The 15892-nt window shown below is 69.7% G+C and carries 18 protein-coding genes; 12 read left to right on the forward strand and 6 right to left on the reverse strand.

Annotated features, from left to right (window positions below):
• Nucleotides 1–69 precede the first annotated feature (69 nt).
• Nucleotides 70–630 carry a dTDP-4-dehydrorhamnose 3,5-epimerase gene (gene rfbC / locus P0084_RS18130; RefSeq protein WP_308918301.1) on the reverse strand — a complete coding sequence of 187 codons (561 nt, stop codon included), beginning with the start codon at nt 628–630 and terminating at the stop codon, nt 70–72.
• An 86-nt stretch (nt 631–716) separates the two neighbouring features.
• On the reverse strand, nt 717–1703 hold the full coding sequence (gene pip / locus P0084_RS18135; RefSeq protein ID WP_308918302.1) for a prolyl aminopeptidase: 987 nt from the start codon (nt 1701–1703) through the stop codon (nt 717–719).
• 75 nt (nt 1704–1778) lie between these two features.
• On the opposite strand from pip, the gene ubiG reads away from it, so the two are divergent.
• Nucleotides 1779–2516: a bifunctional 2-polyprenyl-6-hydroxyphenol methylase/3-demethylubiquinol 3-O-methyltransferase UbiG gene (ubiG, locus tag P0084_RS18140; RefSeq protein WP_308918303.1), complete on the forward strand. Its 738-nt coding sequence runs from the start codon at nt 1779–1781 to the stop codon at nt 2514–2516.
• Nucleotides 2517–2523: 7 nt separating this feature from the next.
• Here ubiG and P0084_RS18145 read toward each other — a convergent pair whose 3' ends face one another.
• Together P0084_RS18145 and P0084_RS18150 are read right to left on the reverse strand one after the other, a co-directional pair.
• A complete protein-coding gene (locus P0084_RS18145) occupies nt 2524–3138 on the reverse strand; it encodes a TetR/AcrR family transcriptional regulator (RefSeq protein WP_308918304.1) in 615 nt (204 codons plus the stop codon).
• Nucleotides 3139–3220: 82 nt separating this feature from the next.
• On the reverse strand, nt 3221–5020 hold the full coding sequence (locus tag P0084_RS18150; protein ID WP_308918305.1) for a cyclic nucleotide-binding and patatin-like phospholipase domain-containing protein: 1800 nt from the start codon (nt 5018–5020) through the stop codon (nt 3221–3223).
• A gap of 149 nt (nt 5021–5169) precedes the next feature.
• Here P0084_RS18150 and P0084_RS18155 point away from each other — a divergent pair, with 149 nt between their 5' ends.
• From P0084_RS18155 to P0084_RS18200, 10 genes are all read left to right on the forward strand, one after another.
• Complete coding sequence (locus tag P0084_RS18155) at nt 5170–6171, forward strand: DUF1611 domain-containing protein (RefSeq protein ID WP_308918306.1); 1002 nt, start codon at nt 5170–5172, stop codon at nt 6169–6171.
• On the forward strand, nt 6168–7187 hold the full coding sequence (locus P0084_RS18160) for a dipeptide epimerase (RefSeq protein WP_308918307.1): 1020 nt from the start codon (nt 6168–6170) through the stop codon (nt 7185–7187). The genes P0084_RS18155 and P0084_RS18160 overlap by 4 nt, the downstream gene beginning before the upstream one ends.
• Nucleotides 7188–7287: 100 nt before the next feature.
• Nucleotides 7288–8373: an ABC transporter ATP-binding protein gene (locus P0084_RS18165; RefSeq protein ID WP_308918308.1), complete on the forward strand. Its 1086-nt coding sequence runs from the start codon at nt 7288–7290 to the stop codon at nt 8371–8373.
• A gap of 13 nt (nt 8374–8386) precedes the next feature.
• On the forward strand, nt 8387–9472 hold the full coding sequence (locus P0084_RS18170; RefSeq protein ID WP_308918309.1) for an ABC transporter ATP-binding protein: 1086 nt from the start codon (nt 8387–8389) through the stop codon (nt 9470–9472).
• Between the two features lie 52 nt (nt 9473–9524).
• The gene (locus tag P0084_RS18175) at nt 9525–10397 is read left to right on the forward strand and encodes a carbohydrate ABC transporter permease (RefSeq protein WP_308918310.1); all 873 of its coding nucleotides are present in this window, start codon (nt 9525–9527) and stop codon (nt 10395–10397) included.
• A 163-nt stretch (nt 10398–10560) separates the two neighbouring features.
• Nucleotides 10561–11451, forward strand: a complete 891-nt coding sequence (locus P0084_RS18180; protein WP_374213710.1) for a carbohydrate ABC transporter permease — start codon at nt 10561–10563, stop codon at nt 11449–11451.
• Nucleotides 11451–11888 (forward strand): hypothetical protein, encoded by a 438-nt coding sequence (locus P0084_RS18185; RefSeq protein ID WP_308918311.1) that lies wholly within the window; start codon nt 11451–11453, stop codon nt 11886–11888. The genes P0084_RS18180 and P0084_RS18185 overlap by 1 nt, the downstream gene beginning before the upstream one ends.
• Nucleotides 11888–12163, forward strand: a complete 276-nt coding sequence (locus P0084_RS18190; RefSeq protein ID WP_308918312.1) for a DUF2160 domain-containing protein — start codon at nt 11888–11890, stop codon at nt 12161–12163. The genes P0084_RS18185 and P0084_RS18190 overlap by 1 nt, the downstream gene beginning before the upstream one ends.
• Nucleotides 12164–12200: 37 nt before the next feature.
• Nucleotides 12201–13922, forward strand: coding sequence for an ABC transporter substrate-binding protein (locus tag P0084_RS18195; protein ID WP_308918313.1), 1722 nt, complete (start codon nt 12201–12203; stop codon nt 13920–13922).
• Between the two features lie 228 nt (nt 13923–14150).
• Nucleotides 14151–14414: a DUF7218 family protein gene (locus P0084_RS18200; protein ID WP_308918314.1), complete on the forward strand. Its 264-nt coding sequence runs from the start codon at nt 14151–14153 to the stop codon at nt 14412–14414.
• 252 nt (nt 14415–14666) lie between these two features.
• Here the strand turns inward: P0084_RS18200 and P0084_RS18205 are convergent, their stop codons facing one another.
• On the reverse strand, nt 14667–15098 hold the full coding sequence (locus P0084_RS18205; RefSeq protein ID WP_308918315.1) for a GNAT family N-acetyltransferase: 432 nt from the start codon (nt 15096–15098) through the stop codon (nt 14667–14669).
• A gap of 216 nt (nt 15099–15314) precedes the next feature.
• Between P0084_RS18205 and P0084_RS18210 the strand changes: the two genes are divergently transcribed.
• A complete protein-coding gene (locus P0084_RS18210) occupies nt 15315–15521 on the forward strand; it encodes an XRE family transcriptional regulator (protein ID WP_308918318.1) in 207 nt (68 codons plus the stop codon).
• Nucleotides 15522–15610: 89 nt separating this feature from the next.
• Here P0084_RS18210 and P0084_RS18215 read toward each other — a convergent pair.
• Nucleotides 15611–15892 (reverse strand): copper chaperone PCu(A)C (locus P0084_RS18215; RefSeq protein WP_308918316.1); only part of this gene is annotated, 282 nt, incomplete at its 5' end.

Raw genomic sequence — 15892 nt, forward strand, 5'->3', positions numbered from 1 at the left:
CGCCCTCCCGCACGGCCTGGCGCACGACGGCGGACCCGATGAACCCCATGCCGCCCGTCACCATGAGCTTCATGCCGCGTCGTCCCAAACGAAGGGGCTGTCCAGTGCGTCCAGCCCGGGGGCCGCGGCGTCCTTGGCCGACAGCACCGGATCGCCGTCCAGCCCCCAGTCGATCCCGACCGAGTCCCACCGCAGCGTCCCCTCCGCCGCGGGGTCGTAGAAGCCCGTGCACTTGTACACGATCTCGGTGTCGGGCTCGCGGGTGACGAAGCCGTGGGCGAACCCCTCCGGCACCCACAGCATGTGCCCGTTCGCCGCCGAAAGCTCCCGCCCCGTCCAGCGGCCATGGGTCGGGCTGCCGCGGCGGATGTCCACGGCCACGTCGAACAGGCGGCCGCGCCCGCAGCGCACCAGCTTGCCCTGCGCGGACGGCGCCCCCTGGAAATGCAGGCCCCGCAGCGTGCCCACCTGCGCGGAAACGGAATGGTTGTCCTGAACGAAGGCCAGATCCAGCCCGGCGGCGGCGAAGGCCCGGGCGTTCCACGTCTCCGCGAAGAAGCCGCGATGGTCGCCGAAGCGGCGCGGCGCGATCAGCACCACGCCGGGGAGGTCGGTCTCTTCGATCTGCATGGGACGCTGCAATCCGTTCGTGTGCGCGGTTCGCCCGCCCCATAGCGCACCGCGTCCCCCTTGTCAGGGGACCGTGGCGCCCGCCGTTAACGCGCGGCGTCCCGCAGCGCGCGACCCGCCGCGTCGGCGTGCCGGACCAGTTGTTCCGCGATGCCCGGCTCGCTCAGCGCGTGGCCCGCGAAGGGCGCGACCTCCAGCTCCGCGCCGGGCCAGGCCTCCACCAGGGCATGGGCCGAATAGGGCGGACAGATCATGTCGTAGCGGCCTTGGACGACCACGCCGGGGATGCCCGCCAGGCCCGCGGCGTTGGCGCGGATCCAGCCGTCGTGCTCCAGCCAGCCCCGGTGGCGGAAGTAATGGTTCTCCAGCCGCGCGAAGGCGCGGGCGTATTCGGCGTTCGCCTCGCCGCCCCGACCCTGGCTCGCCATCGACGCCAGCGCGTTCTCCCACGCAGCCCAGGCCCGCGCGAAGCGGACCTGGTCGTGGGCGGGCGTGTCGAACAGGCGGCGGCCATAGGCCTCGATCAGGTCGCCCCGCTCGTCCTCCGGGACCATCTGGACGAAGCGGCGCCATTGCTCGGGCCAGAACTGCCCCGCGCCCCCGCCGTAGAACCAGGCCAGCTCCCGCTCCTCCATCAGGAAGACGCCGCGCAGGAGCAGGTGCAGCGCGCGATCGGGATGCGTGATGGCATAGATCAGCGCCAGCGTGGCGCCCCAGGACCCGCCGAACAGGGCCCAACGCTCGATCCCCAGGCGCGTGCGGATGCGTTCCATGTCGCCCACCAGGTGCCACGTCGTGTTGTCGGTCACGCCGGCATGGGGGCGCGACCGGCCGCAGCCGCGCTGGTCGAACAGGATGATCCGCCACACCTTCGGGTCGAAGAAGCGCCGCATCATGGGGCTGCACCCGCCGCCGGGCCCGCCATGCAGCACCACGACGGGAACCCCGTCCGGCGTGCCGCATTGTTCCACGTACACCCGGTGCCCGTCCCCCATGTCCATCGTGCGCTGATCGAACGGATCGATCGGCGGATAGAGCGCCGCGGCGCGGGAAACGTTGGGGGCCCGGTCCATGCGCGCCTATATAGCCCGGGGGTTGTGCCGCACCACACCGCGGACCGTAGATTTGCACGAAGGGAGGCCCCCGCCATGACGACCGTCGACGCCGCCGAGATCGAGAAGTTCCAGGCGATGGCCGCCGAATGGTGGGACCCGAACGGGAAGTTCAAGCCGCTGCACATGCTGAACCCCTGCCGGCTCGACTACATCACGAACCAGATCGCCGCGGAGTTCGGGCGCGACCTCGACGCCGACGCGCCGTTCGACGGCCTGCGCATCCTCGACATCGGCTGCGGCGGGGGCCTCCTGTGCGAACCCATGGCGCGGTTGGGCGCGACGGTCGTAGGCGTCGACGCGGCCGCGCGCAACATCCCCGTGGCGCAGGCCCATGCGGAACAGTCGGATCTGGACATCGACTATCGCCACACGACGGCCGAAGATCTGGTGGCGTCGGGCGAGGCGTCCTTCGACGCCATCTTGAACATGGAGGTGGTGGAGCACGTGGCCGACCCCCTGTCGTACCTGACCGCATGCCACGACCTCCTGCGGCCCGGCGGCCTGATGACCTGCTCGACGATCAACCGGAACGCGAAGTCCTACCTCATGGCGATCATCGGGGCGGAGCACGTGATGCGGTGGCTGCCCAAGGGCACGCACGAATGGTCGAAGTTCATCACGCCCGACGAGCTGTTCGACCTCCTGCGGCAGGCGGGGCTCGATCCGGTGGACCGCACCGGCTTCGTGTTCAACCCCGTGTCCTGGTCGTGGCGCCTGTCCGATCGCGACCTGTCGGTGAACTACGTCACGACCAGCCTGCGACCGGACTGAGCCGCGCTCACGCCCCGTAGCGCGCCATGAACATGTCGACGGCGCCGTCCACCACCCGTTCCAGCTCCGCCCGGGTATAGGCGTCGCGGATGCCGAAGACGCGCTCCACGAACAGCGTCGAATGGCACAGCTCGATGAACTGGTCGGCCGCCAGCGCCACGTCGTCCACCGACAGCTCCCCCTTGTCCGCCGCGTGGCGGACATAGGCGGCCAGCTGACCGCGGAAGACCTCGGGCCCGGTGCGGAAGAACTCGCGCCCCAGGTCGGGGAAGCGGTCGCTCTCGGCCACGCACATGCGGAAGATGGCCTGACCGAAATCCGATAGCACGAACTCCGTGATCCGCAGGGCCGCGTTGCGCAGCGCCTGGGGCGCGGGCACGCCCGTGTCCAGGATCTCGCCCGCCTCGTCGATCTGCGCGCCGCACTCGCTGCGCGCCACCTCCATGAACAGTAGCCGCTTGTCGGGGAAATAGCTGTAGAGCGTGGCCTTGCTGACGCCCGCCGCCTTCGCGATGGCGTCGACGCTGGCCCCCTCGTAGCCGTCGGACAGGAACACCGAACGCGCGCCCTCGATCACCTGATCGAACTTGCGGCCGCGCTTGATCGGCGTCGCGTCGTTCATGGCCGTCCCCCCCGATGCCCGTGGCACAGGCTCGCCGTTATAGACCGTTCGGTTCAGCCCGCAAGCGACGGACGTCGCTGCGCTAACCGGGCATCGCCTCCCCCCCGTGGGCCAGAAGGGCGCCCACGGACCCCGCCTCGTCGAGGACGCGGCAGGCGTGGCGATAGCCCGCTTCCGCCAGCCGGTCGGCATGGGACCAGTCCATCAGGCCGGAACCGGGCGGCAGGCGCGGCCGGATCAGCGCGTTGCCGTCCATGCGCGCCGCCCGCATCGCCTGGCGGCTCGTGAGGGCCAGGGCGCGCTGCATCAGGGGGATGACCCGCGGGAAGTCGTGGGGGTCGTAGCGCCGCAGCGCCAGATCCCGCAGGAGCGCGCCGCGCCGGGGCAGCGCGTCGTAGGACCGCTCGACCCGCCAATCGACCGGCGGCAGCAATCCCACGACCAGGTTCGGTCCCATCTTGCGGTCGTGCATGGGTCCCACGGGCAGGTTGTCCACGACCGCCCCGTCCACCAGGACCTCGCCGTTGGGGCGGACGACCGGCGGCAGGAGGCCCGGCAGCGATCCCGTCGCGCGCGCCACCGCCCAGGCCGGACCGCCGCGGTGGACGTGCGCCGCGTTGTAGGTCAGCGAGGCGGACACCGCGAAGGCGGGCCGTTCGAAGTCTTCCAGCAGGCGGTCGCCGAAATGCTCCCGCAACTTGGCGTCGAACAGGTGGTGGTCCAGGATCGCGTGGATCGGCACCGTGACGCGGCGCAGCGCGCCGGACCGGACGAAGATGTCCTTCGTGCGGTCCAGTATCTCGGCCGGCTCCATGCCGCTGCCCGCCGCGATCGCCATGGCCCCGCCCCCGCTGGTCCCGCCCATCATGTCGATCTCGACCCCGCCCTCGCGCAGGGCACGCAGGACGCCCTGATGCGCGCAGGACAGCGCGCCGCCCCCCGACAGGACCAGGCCGAGCCCCGTGCCCCGCACCAGCCGCGCCGCCCGGTCCAGCGAGGCGCGGTCGCCGTCCCGCACGTGATGGTGCAGCCGGACGTCGCGGCGCGACAGCCAGTCCGCGGTGCCGGCGACGGGACGGGACGCCCCCCGCGTCAGGACCAGATGCCGCGCCTGGGGCCGGTGCAGGCGCAGTGCCTCCTCCTCCAGGGGGGTCAGTGAAACGATGCCCGACGTCCTCCGATCGAGCCGCCCCACGAGGACGACGGCGTCCGATTGGCGCAGCGCCGCGAGGGCCCAGTCGTCGGGAGCAGCGGTCCCGCGGCCTTCGATCAGGACGATGCGGCGATGTCCTTCGCCCTCGATGCGCTGCAGCCAAGCGGCCAGCGCGCGGGCGTCCCCCGCATCGCCGGGCCGGTCCGCAGGTCGCAGGGGCGACCGGTCGGTGATGCCCCGCGCCAGGGCATCGGCCAGCCCGACGGGGACGGCGCACCCGCCGGCGGGCATCAGCGTCAGCATCCGCGGGGCCTGCGGGACCAGCGGCGGGGCGAAGGGCGCGGTCGCCGCGAGGCGGCGGGCCAGGAACCCCATCATCGCGGCGCCCAGGGACGGCGCTTCCGCCAGCGCGGCGCCCCAGGAGGTCCGGTCCAGCGTCAGCACGCTCGAGTCGCGCGCCGCCACCACGTCCGCCGTGCGCGGGCCGGCGGACAGGAACGCGATCTCGCCCAAGGGCTCGCCCGCCGCGACCTCCGCCACGACCTGGCCGCGGATGACCACGTGGAACCGACCCGAAGCGACCAGATGCACGCTGTCCGCGCGGTCGCCGTCGCGCAACAGGACGTCACCGCGGATCAGGTGCTCGACGCGACCGTGGCGGCGGAACGCCTCCGCCAGCATCGACGCCCCGTCCGATGCCGCATCCGCCTGTGGGACGCCGTCCGTCACGCCTCGCCCGCGCCCTCGTTGTAGCCAGATCGCTCCATACGCTAGCGCCAGGCCAGGGGCCCCGCAATCGCGTGCGCGGGACGGCATTGGCGCGGGCGAGCGATTGCCCCTAGAAGCCGGGGCAGTGCATCGCCAGCGGAGCGCGCGTCATGAGCCTGAAGAAGCCCTATCTCCTCTATATCGGCGACGCCCCCGACCGTTTGGCGGTGAAGATGGCGCAGGGGGTGCTCGACTGGCGCCCCGACTGGTGCCTGGCGCAGATGCGGCGCGGCGGCACCGACATCCGGCTGGACCTGCCCGAGATGACGCCGCAGCAGGCGGCGGATGCCGGCGCGGGCACGCTGGTCGTGGGCGTGGTCAACGCGGGCGGCGTGATGCCCGATCCTTGGGTCGCCGACCTGATCGATGCGATGGAGGCGGGGCTGGACCTGGCCGCGGGGATGCATGTCCGCCTGCGGTCCCTGCCCGGCGTGGCCGAGGCCGCCGAACGGCTGGGCCGCACGCTGACCGACCTGCGCGTGCCGGACCGCAAGTTCGCCACGGGCAAGGGGACGAAGCGTGCGGGCAAGCGCTTGCTGACGGTGGGCACCGACTGTTCCGTCGGCAAGAAGTACGCGGCCCTGGCGTTGGAACAGGGCCTGCGCGCGGCGGGCGCCTCCGCCGATTTCCGCGCCACGGGCCAGACGGGCCGACTGATCGCCGAACGGGGCGCGGCCATCGACGCGGTGCCCGCCGACTTCATCTCGGGCGCGGTGGAATGGCTGTCGCCCGCCAACGACGATCCCGACCACTGGGACGTGATCGAAGGCCAGGGCAGCCTGTTCCATCCGTCCTTCGCGGGCGTGACCCTGGGCCTGCTGCACGGCGCGCAACCCGATCGCTTCGTCGTCTGCCACGAGCCCACGCGCACCAACATGCGCGGCGTCGCGAACCCCCTGCCGACGATCGGGCAGGTGATCGACGCCACGATCCTCTTGGGCCGACTGACCAACCCCGACATCGCGCCCGCGGGCATCTGCATGAACACCGCCGCCCTGTCGGAGGACGAGGCCCGCGCCACCATCGACGTCCTGGCGTCCGAATACCAGTTGCCCGCCACGGACCCGATCCGCTTCGGCGTGGACGCCATCGTCGCGGAAGTGCTGCGATGACCCTGTCGGCGCGCGTCGAGCGCCTGCCGCTGGCGCGCGCCTTCGCCATCAGCCGCGGCGCCCGCACGGAAGCGGTCGTCGTCGTCGCCCGCGTGGCCTGGCAGGGTGCGGCCGGCCACGGCGAGTGCACCCCCTACGCTCGCTACGACGAGACGCCCGAGGGGGTGACGACCCAGATCGAGGAGATGGGCCCCTGGCTGGGGGATGCCCTGACCGACGGCCCGGCCGTCGCCCGCGACGCGCTTCTGGACGCGATGGCGCCGTGCGCGGCGCGCAACGCGATCGACTGCGCGCTGTGGGACCTGCAGGCCAAGGTCGAAGGACGTCGCGTCTGGGATGTCGCGGGACTGCCTGTGCCCGGTGCCGTCCGCTCCGTCCTGACGATCGGCATCGAGCCGCCCGACGCCGTGGGGCGGACGGCGCGCGACCTGCCCACGGACGCGATCAAGCTGAAGACCGGCGCGGGCGACGGACGCGATCCCGACCGCATCCGCGCGGCCCGCGACGCCCGCCCGGACGCCTGGCTGATGACCGACTCGAACGAGGGCACGCCCGAAGCCGAACTCCCCGCCTTCCTCGTAGCGTGCCGCGCCGCGCGCGTCGATCTGGTCGAACAGCCCCTGCCCCAGGGGGCGGAGGCCGTGCTGGAACGGCTGCGCGCGGACGGGGCGCTGGACGGGCTGGTCCTGTGCGCCGACGAATCCTGCCGCAAGGATGCCGACATGGCCGACCTGGCGCGGGTCTACGACGCGGTGAACCTGAAGCTCGACAAGACGGGCGGCCTGACCCACGCCCTGGCCCAGGCCCGCGCGGCGCGGGACGCGGGCCTGTCCGTGATGGTCGGCTGCATGCTGGGATCCAGCCTCGCCATGGCACCCGCCGCCGTGCTGGCGGCCGCGGCGCAGGCCGACCCCGTCGACCTGGACGGACCGCTCTGGCTGGCGCGCGACCGCGACGCGGGCATCCTGTCGCCCGACGGCGCGGTCGCCGTGCCGGACGCGGCGCTGTGGGGGTGACCCCACGGAGGCCGGCGAACCACAGGTTGACACATGGGGGGCCCGCGTTGTCCGTTGGGGGACGCAACGCGGGGGAGGCGACGCACGCGATGGACACCACATGGCCCTGACGCTCGACGGCGTGTCCAAGTCGGTGAACGGGCAGGTCCACGTCCACCCGATCGACCTGACGCTGGAGGCGGGCACGATGAACGTGCTGCTGGGCCCCACCCTGTCGGGCAAGACGTCCTTGATGCGCCTGATGGCGGGGCTGGACGCGCCGACGAAGGGGCGGATCCTGTGGAACGGCGAGGACGTGACGGGCCAAAGGGTGCAGGACCGCGGCGTGGCGATGGTCTACCAGCAGTTCATCAACTACCCGTCGATGACCGTGTACGACAACGTCGCCAGCCCCATGCGCCTGCTGGGCAAGTCGAAGGGCGAGATCGACGCCGCCGTTCGCCGCGCCGCCGACCTGATGCGCCTGACGCCCTTTCTCGACCGCAAGCCCTTGGAACTGTCGGGCGGCCAGCAGCAGCGCTGCGCCCTGGCCCGGGCACTGGTCAAGGATGCGGGTCTGGTCCTGCTGGACGAGCCGCTGGCCAACCTCGACTACAAGCTGCGCGAGGAATTGCGCGCCGAGATTCCCAACATCTTCCGCGAGGCCGGGTCCGTCTTCGTCTACGCCACGACCGAACCGGAGGAGGCGCTGCTGCTGGGGGGCAACGTCGCGACCCTGTGGGAAGGCCGCGTCACGCAGTTCGGGCGCACGCCCGATGTCTATCGCCAGCCCGTGGATGCGACCACGGCGCGCGTGTTCAGCGACCCGCCGATGAACTTCGTGGACGTGACGGTGCGCGGCGGCACCGCGCGCTTCGGCGACGTGGAGGCACCCGCGACGGCCGCCACGGCGGGGCTGGCCGACGGCACGTACCTTGCCGGGTTCCGCCCCAACCACCTGACGTTGGAGGCCGCCGGCCCGGACGCCCTGACCTTCACCGGGACCCTGGCCGTGACCGAGATCACGGGGTCGGAGACCTTCGTCCACGTCGATTACGGCGACAGGCGGTGGGTCGGGCTGATCCACGGCGTGCGCAACCTGCCCCTGGGACGGCCGATCCCCGTCCACCTGGATCCCGCCCATGCCTACGTCTTCGCCGAAGGGGGCGCGCTGGTCGCGGCGGCCCCCTACGCGGCGGCGGCCTGAAGGGGGCGGGCGCATGGCGAAGATCACCCTCGACAACCTGGCGCATTCCTATTCCGACCGTCCGACGTCGGAGGACGACTATGCCCTGAAGGAGCTGAACCACGACTGGGCCGACGGCGAGGCCTATGCCCTGCTCGGCGCGTCGGGCTGCGGCAAGTCCACGCTCCTGAACATCATCTCCGGCCTCCTGCAGCCCAGCCAGGGGCGGATCCTGTTCGACGGCCACGACGTCACCCACGCGCCCACGGCGGAGCGCAACATCGCGCAGGTGTTCCAGTTCCCAGTCGTCTACGACACCATGACGGTGCGCCAGAACCTGGCCTTCCCCCTGCGCAACCGGGGGGCCGATCCGGCCTACGTCGCCAGCCGCGTCCAGGCCATCGCCGCCATGATCGGGATGGAGGGCACGCTCGACCGCAAGGCCCGCGGCCTGACGGCGGACGCCAAGCAGAAGATATCCCTCGGCCGCGGCATGGTGCGCGAGGACGTCAACGCGCTGCTGTTCGACGAACCCCTGACCGTAATCGACCCCCACATGAAGTGGGAGCTTCGGACCCAGCTCAAGACGCTGCACCGCGACTTCGGCCACACCATGATCTACGTCACCCACGACCAGACGGAGGCCCTGACCTTCGCCGACAAGGTGGTGGTCATGTACGACGGCCGCGTGGTCCAGATCGGCACGCCGCAGCAGCTGTTCGAACGCCCCGCCCATACCTTCGTGGGCTACTTCATCGGCTCGCCCGGCATGAACGTCCTGCCGGCCGACATACGCGGCGACACCGGCACCGTGGGCGGCAGCGCGGTCGCCCTGGGCGGCGATTACGGCACGCCCGCGGGCAACACGGAACTGGGCGTCCGGCCCGAATTCGTGCGCCTGTCCGCGGGCGGCGACGGCCTGCCCGTCACCGTGACCCGGGTGGAGGACGTGGGCCGCCACAAGATCGTGCGCGCCGACGCCCACGGCACCCGCATCGACGCGATCCTGCCCGAAGGCGCGCCCCTGCCCGCGAACGCGGACCGCGCGACCTTCGACCCCAGGGGCGTCAACGTCTATGCCGACAAGTGGCGCGTCGCGCCCGTGGGGGAGGCCGCGTGATGGGTCCGCATGCAAGCACAGTCACCCCCGCTTCGTTCGTTGGGCCCACCCCATGAACAAGACCGTCAACCAGAAGGCCTGGTTCCTCGTCCTCCCCGTCCTGGTCCTCGTCGCCTTCTCCGCGATCATCCCCCTCATGACGGTCGTGAACTATTCCGTGCAGGACAGCTTCGGGAACAACGAGTTCTTCTGGGCCGGCCTCGAATGGTTCGACGAGATGCTCCATTCGGAGCGGATGTGGAACGCGCTGGGCCGTCAGATCGCGTTCAGCGCCATCATCCTGGCCATCGAGATCCCCCTGGGCATCTTCGTGGCCCTCAACATGCCCAAGAGCGGCGTCTGGGCGTCGTTCTGCCTGGTGCTGATGTCGCTGCCGCTGCTGATCCCGTGGAACGTGGTCGGCACGATCTGGCAGATCTTCGGGCGCGTCGACATCGGGCTCCTGGGCTACACGCTGGATGCCGTCGGAATCGAGTACAACTACACCCAGGACTTCTTCGCCGCCTGGGCCACCGTGATCGTCATGGACGTCTGGCACTGGACGTCGCTCGTGGCGCTGCTGGCCTATGCCGGGCTGCAATCCATCCCGGACGCGTACTACCAGGCCGCCAAGATCGACCAGGCGTCGCGCTGGGCCGTGTTCCGCTACATCGAGCTGCCGAAGATGGCGGGCGTGCTGATGATCGCGATCCTCCTGCGCTTCATGGACAGCTTCATGATCTACACCGAACCCTTCGTCGTCACCGGCGGGGGCCCCGGCAACTCCACCACCTTCCTGTCGATCGACCTGGTGAAGATGGCGCTGGGCCAGTTCGACCTCGGGCCGGCGGCGGCGTTCAGCATCATGTACTACCTCGTCATCCTGCTCGTCAGCTGGGTCTTCTACACGGTCATGACGAACCTCGACAAACGGGACGGGGTGTGAGGATGAAAGGGGTCTTGCAAGTGAGAGCCGTCATCCCCGGGCTCGACCCGGGGATCCGCTCATCCGCGAAGAGCGGACATCGGGGACATCACGACACGCTTGCGTTCGGCCCATGTTGGTCGGTGGATCGTCGGGTCGAGCCCGACGATGACGGGAGCACGCCATGACCGATGCCACCGCCGCCCCCGGCGCCGCCACGATCCCCGGCGACCTGACCGCCAGCCGCCCCCGCGCCGCGACCCGCCGCCGGTTCAGACCGAACGGCTCGGCCGTGGTCATTGCGCTCTACCTGCTGTTCCTGATGCTGCCGCTCTACTGGCTCCTGAACATGTCGCTGAAGACCAACGCGGAGATCCTGGGCTCCTTCACGCTCTTCCCCCGGAACCTGACGTTCGAGAACTACGCCACGATCCTGACGGACCCGTCGTGGTATTCCGGCTACGTCAACTCGCTGATCTACGTCACCCTGAACGTCGCGATCACGCTGACCGTGGCCCTGCCCGCGGCCTATGCGTTCAGCCGGTACAGCTTCATGGGCGACAAGCACCTGTTCTTCTGGCTCCTGACCAACCGCATGGCGCCGCCAGCCGTCTTCGCGCTGCCGTTCTTCCAGCTCTATTCCAGCGTGAACCTGTTCGACACGCACATCGCCGTGGCGCTGGCGCATTGCCTATTCAACGTCCCCCTGGCGGTCTGGATCCTCGAAGGCTTCATGCGCGGCGTCCCCAAGGAGATCGACGAGACGGCCTATATCGACGGCTACAGCTTCCCCCGCTTCTTCGTGAAGATCTTCATGCCGCTGATCGCGAGCGGCATCGGCGTGGCGGCGTTCTTCGCCTTCATGTTCTCCTGGGTGGAGCTGCTTCTGTCGCGGACGCTGACGGCGGTGGACGCGAAACCCATCGCCGCCACGATGACGCGCACCGTGGGCGCATCCGGCGTGGACTGGGGCGTGCTGGCGGCGGCCGGTGTGCTGACCATCGTGCCGGGCGCGTTGGTGATCTGGTTCGTACGGAATTACATCGCCAAGGGTTTCGCTCTGGGGCGGGTGTGATGACAAGAGTTGGCCTCAGCGCCCTGACGGGCTTCCTATGCACCACGACGGCGTTTGCCTACGACGAAGCCGCGATCATCGCACGGTGTGATGCTGAGTGGGGTACTGACTTCGCCATGGTTGCGTATTGTCGTAAGCAACAGACCGAAGCAGGTGAGGCCGTGGCGCTTGTCCGAAAGGAAGCTGGAACCAACGAGACTTTGACCACCATCCTCGGTCGCTGTGATGACGAATGGGGGACGGATTATGGAATGGTCGAGTATTGCGTCACACAGCAGCAGAAAGCCTTGGTTGCCCTCGGCAAGCCGGTTTCCGATGTTCCTCCGCAAATCGTTCAAGCAATCCGTGAGCAGTGCGATGAAGATTGGGGCACGGATTATTCGATGGTCGCCTATTGTGTTGAGCAGCAGACGACCGCTTGGCGGAGCCTACAGTAATGCTTGACTGGATGGCCTGGACCTGGCCCACCGCGGTCTTCTTCATCGTCATCGCCGCGATCCTGACGCTGTTCACGGTCCTGGCGATCCGCTACCCCGAAACCCCCCGCATGGGCATCCTGCGGATGGAGACGACGCGCGGGGACCGGCTGTTCATCACGCTGCTGGGCTCCGCCTTCATCAACCTCGCGTGGCTCGGCCTGGAACTGGGGCCGCAGCCCTGGGCGCTGGCCGTCTGCGCCATCTATGCCGCGGCGGTGTTCCGCTGGGTGTGACCGAAACCCGTTCATAACGTCCAAAGGGAGGAACGACATGAACCGACTACTGACCACCACCACCGCGATCGCGCTGGGGCTGACCGCCCTGCCCGCCTTCGCCGACATGGACGCCGCCCGCGCGTTCCTCGACGAGGAGATCGACGGCCTCTCCGTCCTGTCCCGCGAGGAGCAGGAGGCCGAGATGCAGTGGTTCGTCGACGCGGCCGAACCGTTCCAGGGGATGGAGATCTCCGTCGTCTCGGAAACCATCACGACCCACGAATACGAAGCGCAAGTGCTGGCCCCGGCCTTCACGGCGATCACCGGCATCCAGGTCACGCACGACCTGATCGGCGAAGGCGACGTCGTGGAACGCCTGCAGACGCAGATGCAGTCGGGCGAGAACATCTACGACGCCTACGTCAACGACAGCGACCTGATCGGCACGCACTGGCGCTACCAGCAGGTGCGCAACCTGACGGACTGGATGGACGGCGAAGGCGCGGACGTCACCTCGCCCACGCTGGATCTGGACGACTTCATCGGCCTGCAGTTCACCACCGGGCCGGACGGCAAGCTGTACCAGTTGCCGACCCAGCAATTCGCGAACCTCTACTGGTTCCGCTACGACATGTTCACCGACGAGAAGAACATGTCCGACTTCCAGGCCGAGTACGGCTACGACCTGGGCGTCCCCGTCAACTGGGCCGCCTACGAGGACATCGCGGAGTTCTTCACCGGCCGCGACCTGTCCCACATGGGGATCGAGGGCGAAGTCTTCGGCAACATGGACTACGGCAAGAAGGACCCATCGCTCGGCTGGCGCTACACCGACGCCTGGATGTCCATGGCCGGCATGGGCGACGTGGGCGAGCCCAACGGCCTTCCGGTCGACGAATGGGGCATCCGCGTGAACGAGAATAGCCAGCCCGTCGGATCGTGCGTCGCGCGCGGCGGGGCGACCAACAGCCCGGCCGCGGTCTATGCCGTGACCAAGGCGATCGAGTGGCTCGAGAACTACTCGCCCCCCACGGCCGCCGGCATGACCTTCGGCGAGGCCGGGCCGGTCCCCGCGCAGGGACAGATCGCCCAGCAGATGTTCTGGTACACCGCCTTCACCGCCGACATGGTCGGTGACGGGGCCGCAGCCGTGCTGGACGAGGACGGCATGCCGCTCTGGCGCATGGCTCCCTCCCCCCACGGCGTCTATTGGGAGGACGGGATGAAGGTCGGCTACCAGGACGCCGGGTCCTGGACGCTGATGGAATCGACCCCCGTGGACCGCGCCCAGGCCGCCTGGCTCTATGCGCAGTTCGTCACCTCGAAGACGGTGGACCTGAAGAAGTCGGACGTGGGCCTGACCTTCATCCGCGAATCCACCATCGACAGCGACCACTTCACCGAACGCGCCCCCCGTCTGGGCGGCCTGGTGGAGTTCTACCGCAGCCCGGCGCGCGTCCAGTGGTCGCCCACGGGCACCAACGTCCCCGACTATCCCCGCCTGGCGCAGCTGTGGTGGCAGAACATCGGCGACGCCATGTCCGGCGACAAGACCCCGCAGGAGGCGCTGGACGCGCTGTGCGAGCAGCAGGAGCAGGTGATGGAGCGCTTGGAGCGTGCCGGCGTCCAGGGCGACCTGGGCCCCGTCATGAACGAGGAGCAGGAAGCCGACTACTGGCTGTCCCAGCCCGGCGCGCCCAAGGCCGCGATGGAGAACGAGGACGAGGAGCCGCAGACCGTCTCCTACGACGAGCTGATCCAGTCCTGGCAGCAGTGATCCGGACCCCATGACGACCCAAGGGCGCCCCCCGGGGCGCCCTTCTCGTTTCGACCCCGTACCGCACGGCGCCGGGTCATCCCCGGGCTCGACCCGGGGACCTCCCTCCGGAAGCGTTGTCGCGTCCCGACCCGACCCGGAAACCTTCCGCCCGAACGCCGTCACCCGCGGACTCGACCCGGCGCACCGTCACGCCATCTTCATGGCGGCCAGGATCGGGAGCACGGGATGACCAAGGACCACGGACCCAGCATCAAGGACGACGAGACCTACGAGGCGCTGCGCGACGGGGGCGCGTCGAAGGAAAAGGCGGCCCGGATCGCCAACGCCCGGGCCAGCGACGACCAGGACCCGTCGGCCAAGGGCGGCGAGGCCCCGCCTTACGAGGATTGGACGAAGGACGACCTCTACGACCGCGCGCGGGAGCTGGACGTCGAGGGGCGGTCGGACATGACCAAGGACGAACTGATCGCCGCGTTGCGGGACCGCTGACCGCGGACGGCACCCCGCGGGACGTCCCGAACCATCACGTCGGACGTGGCCGTCGCGGATGCGGAATGCGCCTCCGACACGCCGAGAGCCGATTACGATCGGAAGGACCTGAACAGGTTCGAGCCGTCATTGCCGGGCTCGACCCGGCAATCCATCTCTTTGCACGCACCGCGCGGTCCAGGGGTGGATCGCCGGATCGAGCCCGGCGGCGACGACGTCTGTGCTCGCGGTTCCCGCCGTCGCCCGAACGACTCAGAGCGGCAGGACGAACGCCGCGTCGCCCTCCAAGTCCAGGCCCATGCAGCGCCACCCCCGCGCCCGATAGAACGCGGCCGCGCCCGTCCCCGCCCCCGTGGACAGGAACGCCTGGCGATGCCCGAGCCACCGGAGCCGGTCCAGCGCCGCGCCCAGCAGCGCCGTCCCATGGCCCCGCCCCTGCGCTTCCCGTTGGACGAAGAGCGCCCAGATCAGACCGGTCTGGTGGTTCGCGCAGACGAAGCCCCGCACATCCTCGTGCGCCTCGGAGACCAGGAAGATCGCCTCGGCCAGGTACCAAGCGACCAGCGCGTCGGGCGCCCTGGCCGGGTCCAGCAGCCGGTTCTCCGACGTTCCGTGGCGGATCGCTTGGATGCACGGCAGGTCGGCGCATGTCGCTGCGCGGATCGTCGGAGGTGATGGTCTCATGTGCCGACGTCTATCGCCTTCGGTCGGCGAGCGAACGGCCCATCGGCCATGCCCTCGCGTGGCCGTAGCTGCCGCCGAACGGAATCGGGGCGCTTATTCCGTACCATGAAGCAGACGTATCGGGTCGCTCCTACGTTGATGAGCCCGAGGCATCTCGCGCCTCTTATATCGATGTCGATATAGAAGCGGCAATGAGGCGATTGGTGTTCCTTGGCGGTGCGCTGGATCGTGTGTGACCCTTTCCGGAAGGGGCGCGCAAGGAGGCAGGCGTACAGCTGGGCGGCCGGCCGCCTCGGCGTCACCCAACCCCGGCTGAACGACCTGCTGCGAGGAAAGGCCGACAAGTTCAGCCTCGACGCCCTCATCGGTCTGTCCGCCAGGGCCGGGCTCGCGGTGAAGCTGGACATTCGCAAAGTCGCCTGAACGTCCGGCATCCATGGCCGCCCGGAACGGTCCGCCTCCGACGCCGGTGGCGGCAAGGGCGCGCCCGACCGTTGGGCGCGCCGCTCCGGTCAGTGGCCGCCATGCCCCCCATGGTCGCCGTGCCCTTCGTCCGACCCGCCGCGCGGCTCCACGTTGAACACCACCTCCACGTCGCCCGCCTTCTCGAAGCGCAGGGTCGCGGGCACCGTCATGCCGTCCGTCAGCGGACCTTCGAGTTGCATGAACATCACGTGCAGGCCGCCTCGCTCTAGCGTGACGGTCTCGCCCGCGGGAACGGGGATGCCGCCTGGCACCTCGGACATGCGCATGACGCCGTCCTCCATCTCCATCCGGTGAAGCTGCACCATGCC

The organism is Jannaschia maritima (assembly GCF_030973515.1).
Lineage (GTDB): Bacteria > Pseudomonadota > Alphaproteobacteria > Rhodobacterales > Rhodobacteraceae > Jannaschia > Jannaschia maritima.

Excerpts from the sequence above, each read along its gene's own strand:
- rfbC (WP_308918301.1), bottom strand. The coding sequence starts at position 630 with ATGCAGATCGAAGAGACCGACCTCCCCGGCGTGGTGCTGATCGCGCCG.
- pip (WP_308918302.1), bottom strand. The coding sequence starts at position 1,703 with ATGGACCGGGCCCCCAACGTTTCCCGCGCCGCGGCGCTCTATCCGCCG.
- ubiG (WP_308918303.1), top strand. The coding sequence starts at position 1,779 with ATGACGACCGTCGACGCCGCCGAGATCGAGAAGTTCCAGGCGATGGCC.
- P0084_RS18145 (WP_308918304.1), bottom strand. The coding sequence starts at position 3,138 with ATGAACGACGCGACGCCGATCAAGCGCGGCCGCAAGTTCGATCAGGTG.
- P0084_RS18155 (WP_308918306.1), top strand. The coding sequence starts at position 5,170 with ATGAGCCTGAAGAAGCCCTATCTCCTCTATATCGGCGACGCCCCCGAC.
- P0084_RS18160 (WP_308918307.1), top strand. The coding sequence starts at position 6,168 with ATGACCCTGTCGGCGCGCGTCGAGCGCCTGCCGCTGGCGCGCGCCTTC.
- P0084_RS18165 (WP_308918308.1), top strand. The coding sequence starts at position 7,288 with ATGGCCCTGACGCTCGACGGCGTGTCCAAGTCGGTGAACGGGCAGGTC.
- P0084_RS18170 (WP_308918309.1), top strand. The coding sequence starts at position 8,387 with ATGGCGAAGATCACCCTCGACAACCTGGCGCATTCCTATTCCGACCGT.
- P0084_RS18175 (WP_308918310.1), top strand. The coding sequence starts at position 9,525 with ATGAACAAGACCGTCAACCAGAAGGCCTGGTTCCTCGTCCTCCCCGTC.
- P0084_RS18180 (WP_374213710.1), top strand. The coding sequence starts at position 10,561 with ATGACCGATGCCACCGCCGCCCCCGGCGCCGCCACGATCCCCGGCGAC.
- P0084_RS18185 (WP_308918311.1), top strand. The coding sequence starts at position 11,451 with ATGACAAGAGTTGGCCTCAGCGCCCTGACGGGCTTCCTATGCACCACG.
- P0084_RS18190 (WP_308918312.1), top strand. The coding sequence starts at position 11,888 with ATGCTTGACTGGATGGCCTGGACCTGGCCCACCGCGGTCTTCTTCATC.
- P0084_RS18195 (WP_308918313.1), top strand. The coding sequence starts at position 12,201 with ATGAACCGACTACTGACCACCACCACCGCGATCGCGCTGGGGCTGACC.
- P0084_RS18200 (WP_308918314.1), top strand. The coding sequence starts at position 14,151 with ATGACCAAGGACCACGGACCCAGCATCAAGGACGACGAGACCTACGAG.
- P0084_RS18205 (WP_308918315.1), bottom strand. The coding sequence starts at position 15,098 with ATGAGACCATCACCTCCGACGATCCGCGCAGCGACATGCGCCGACCTG.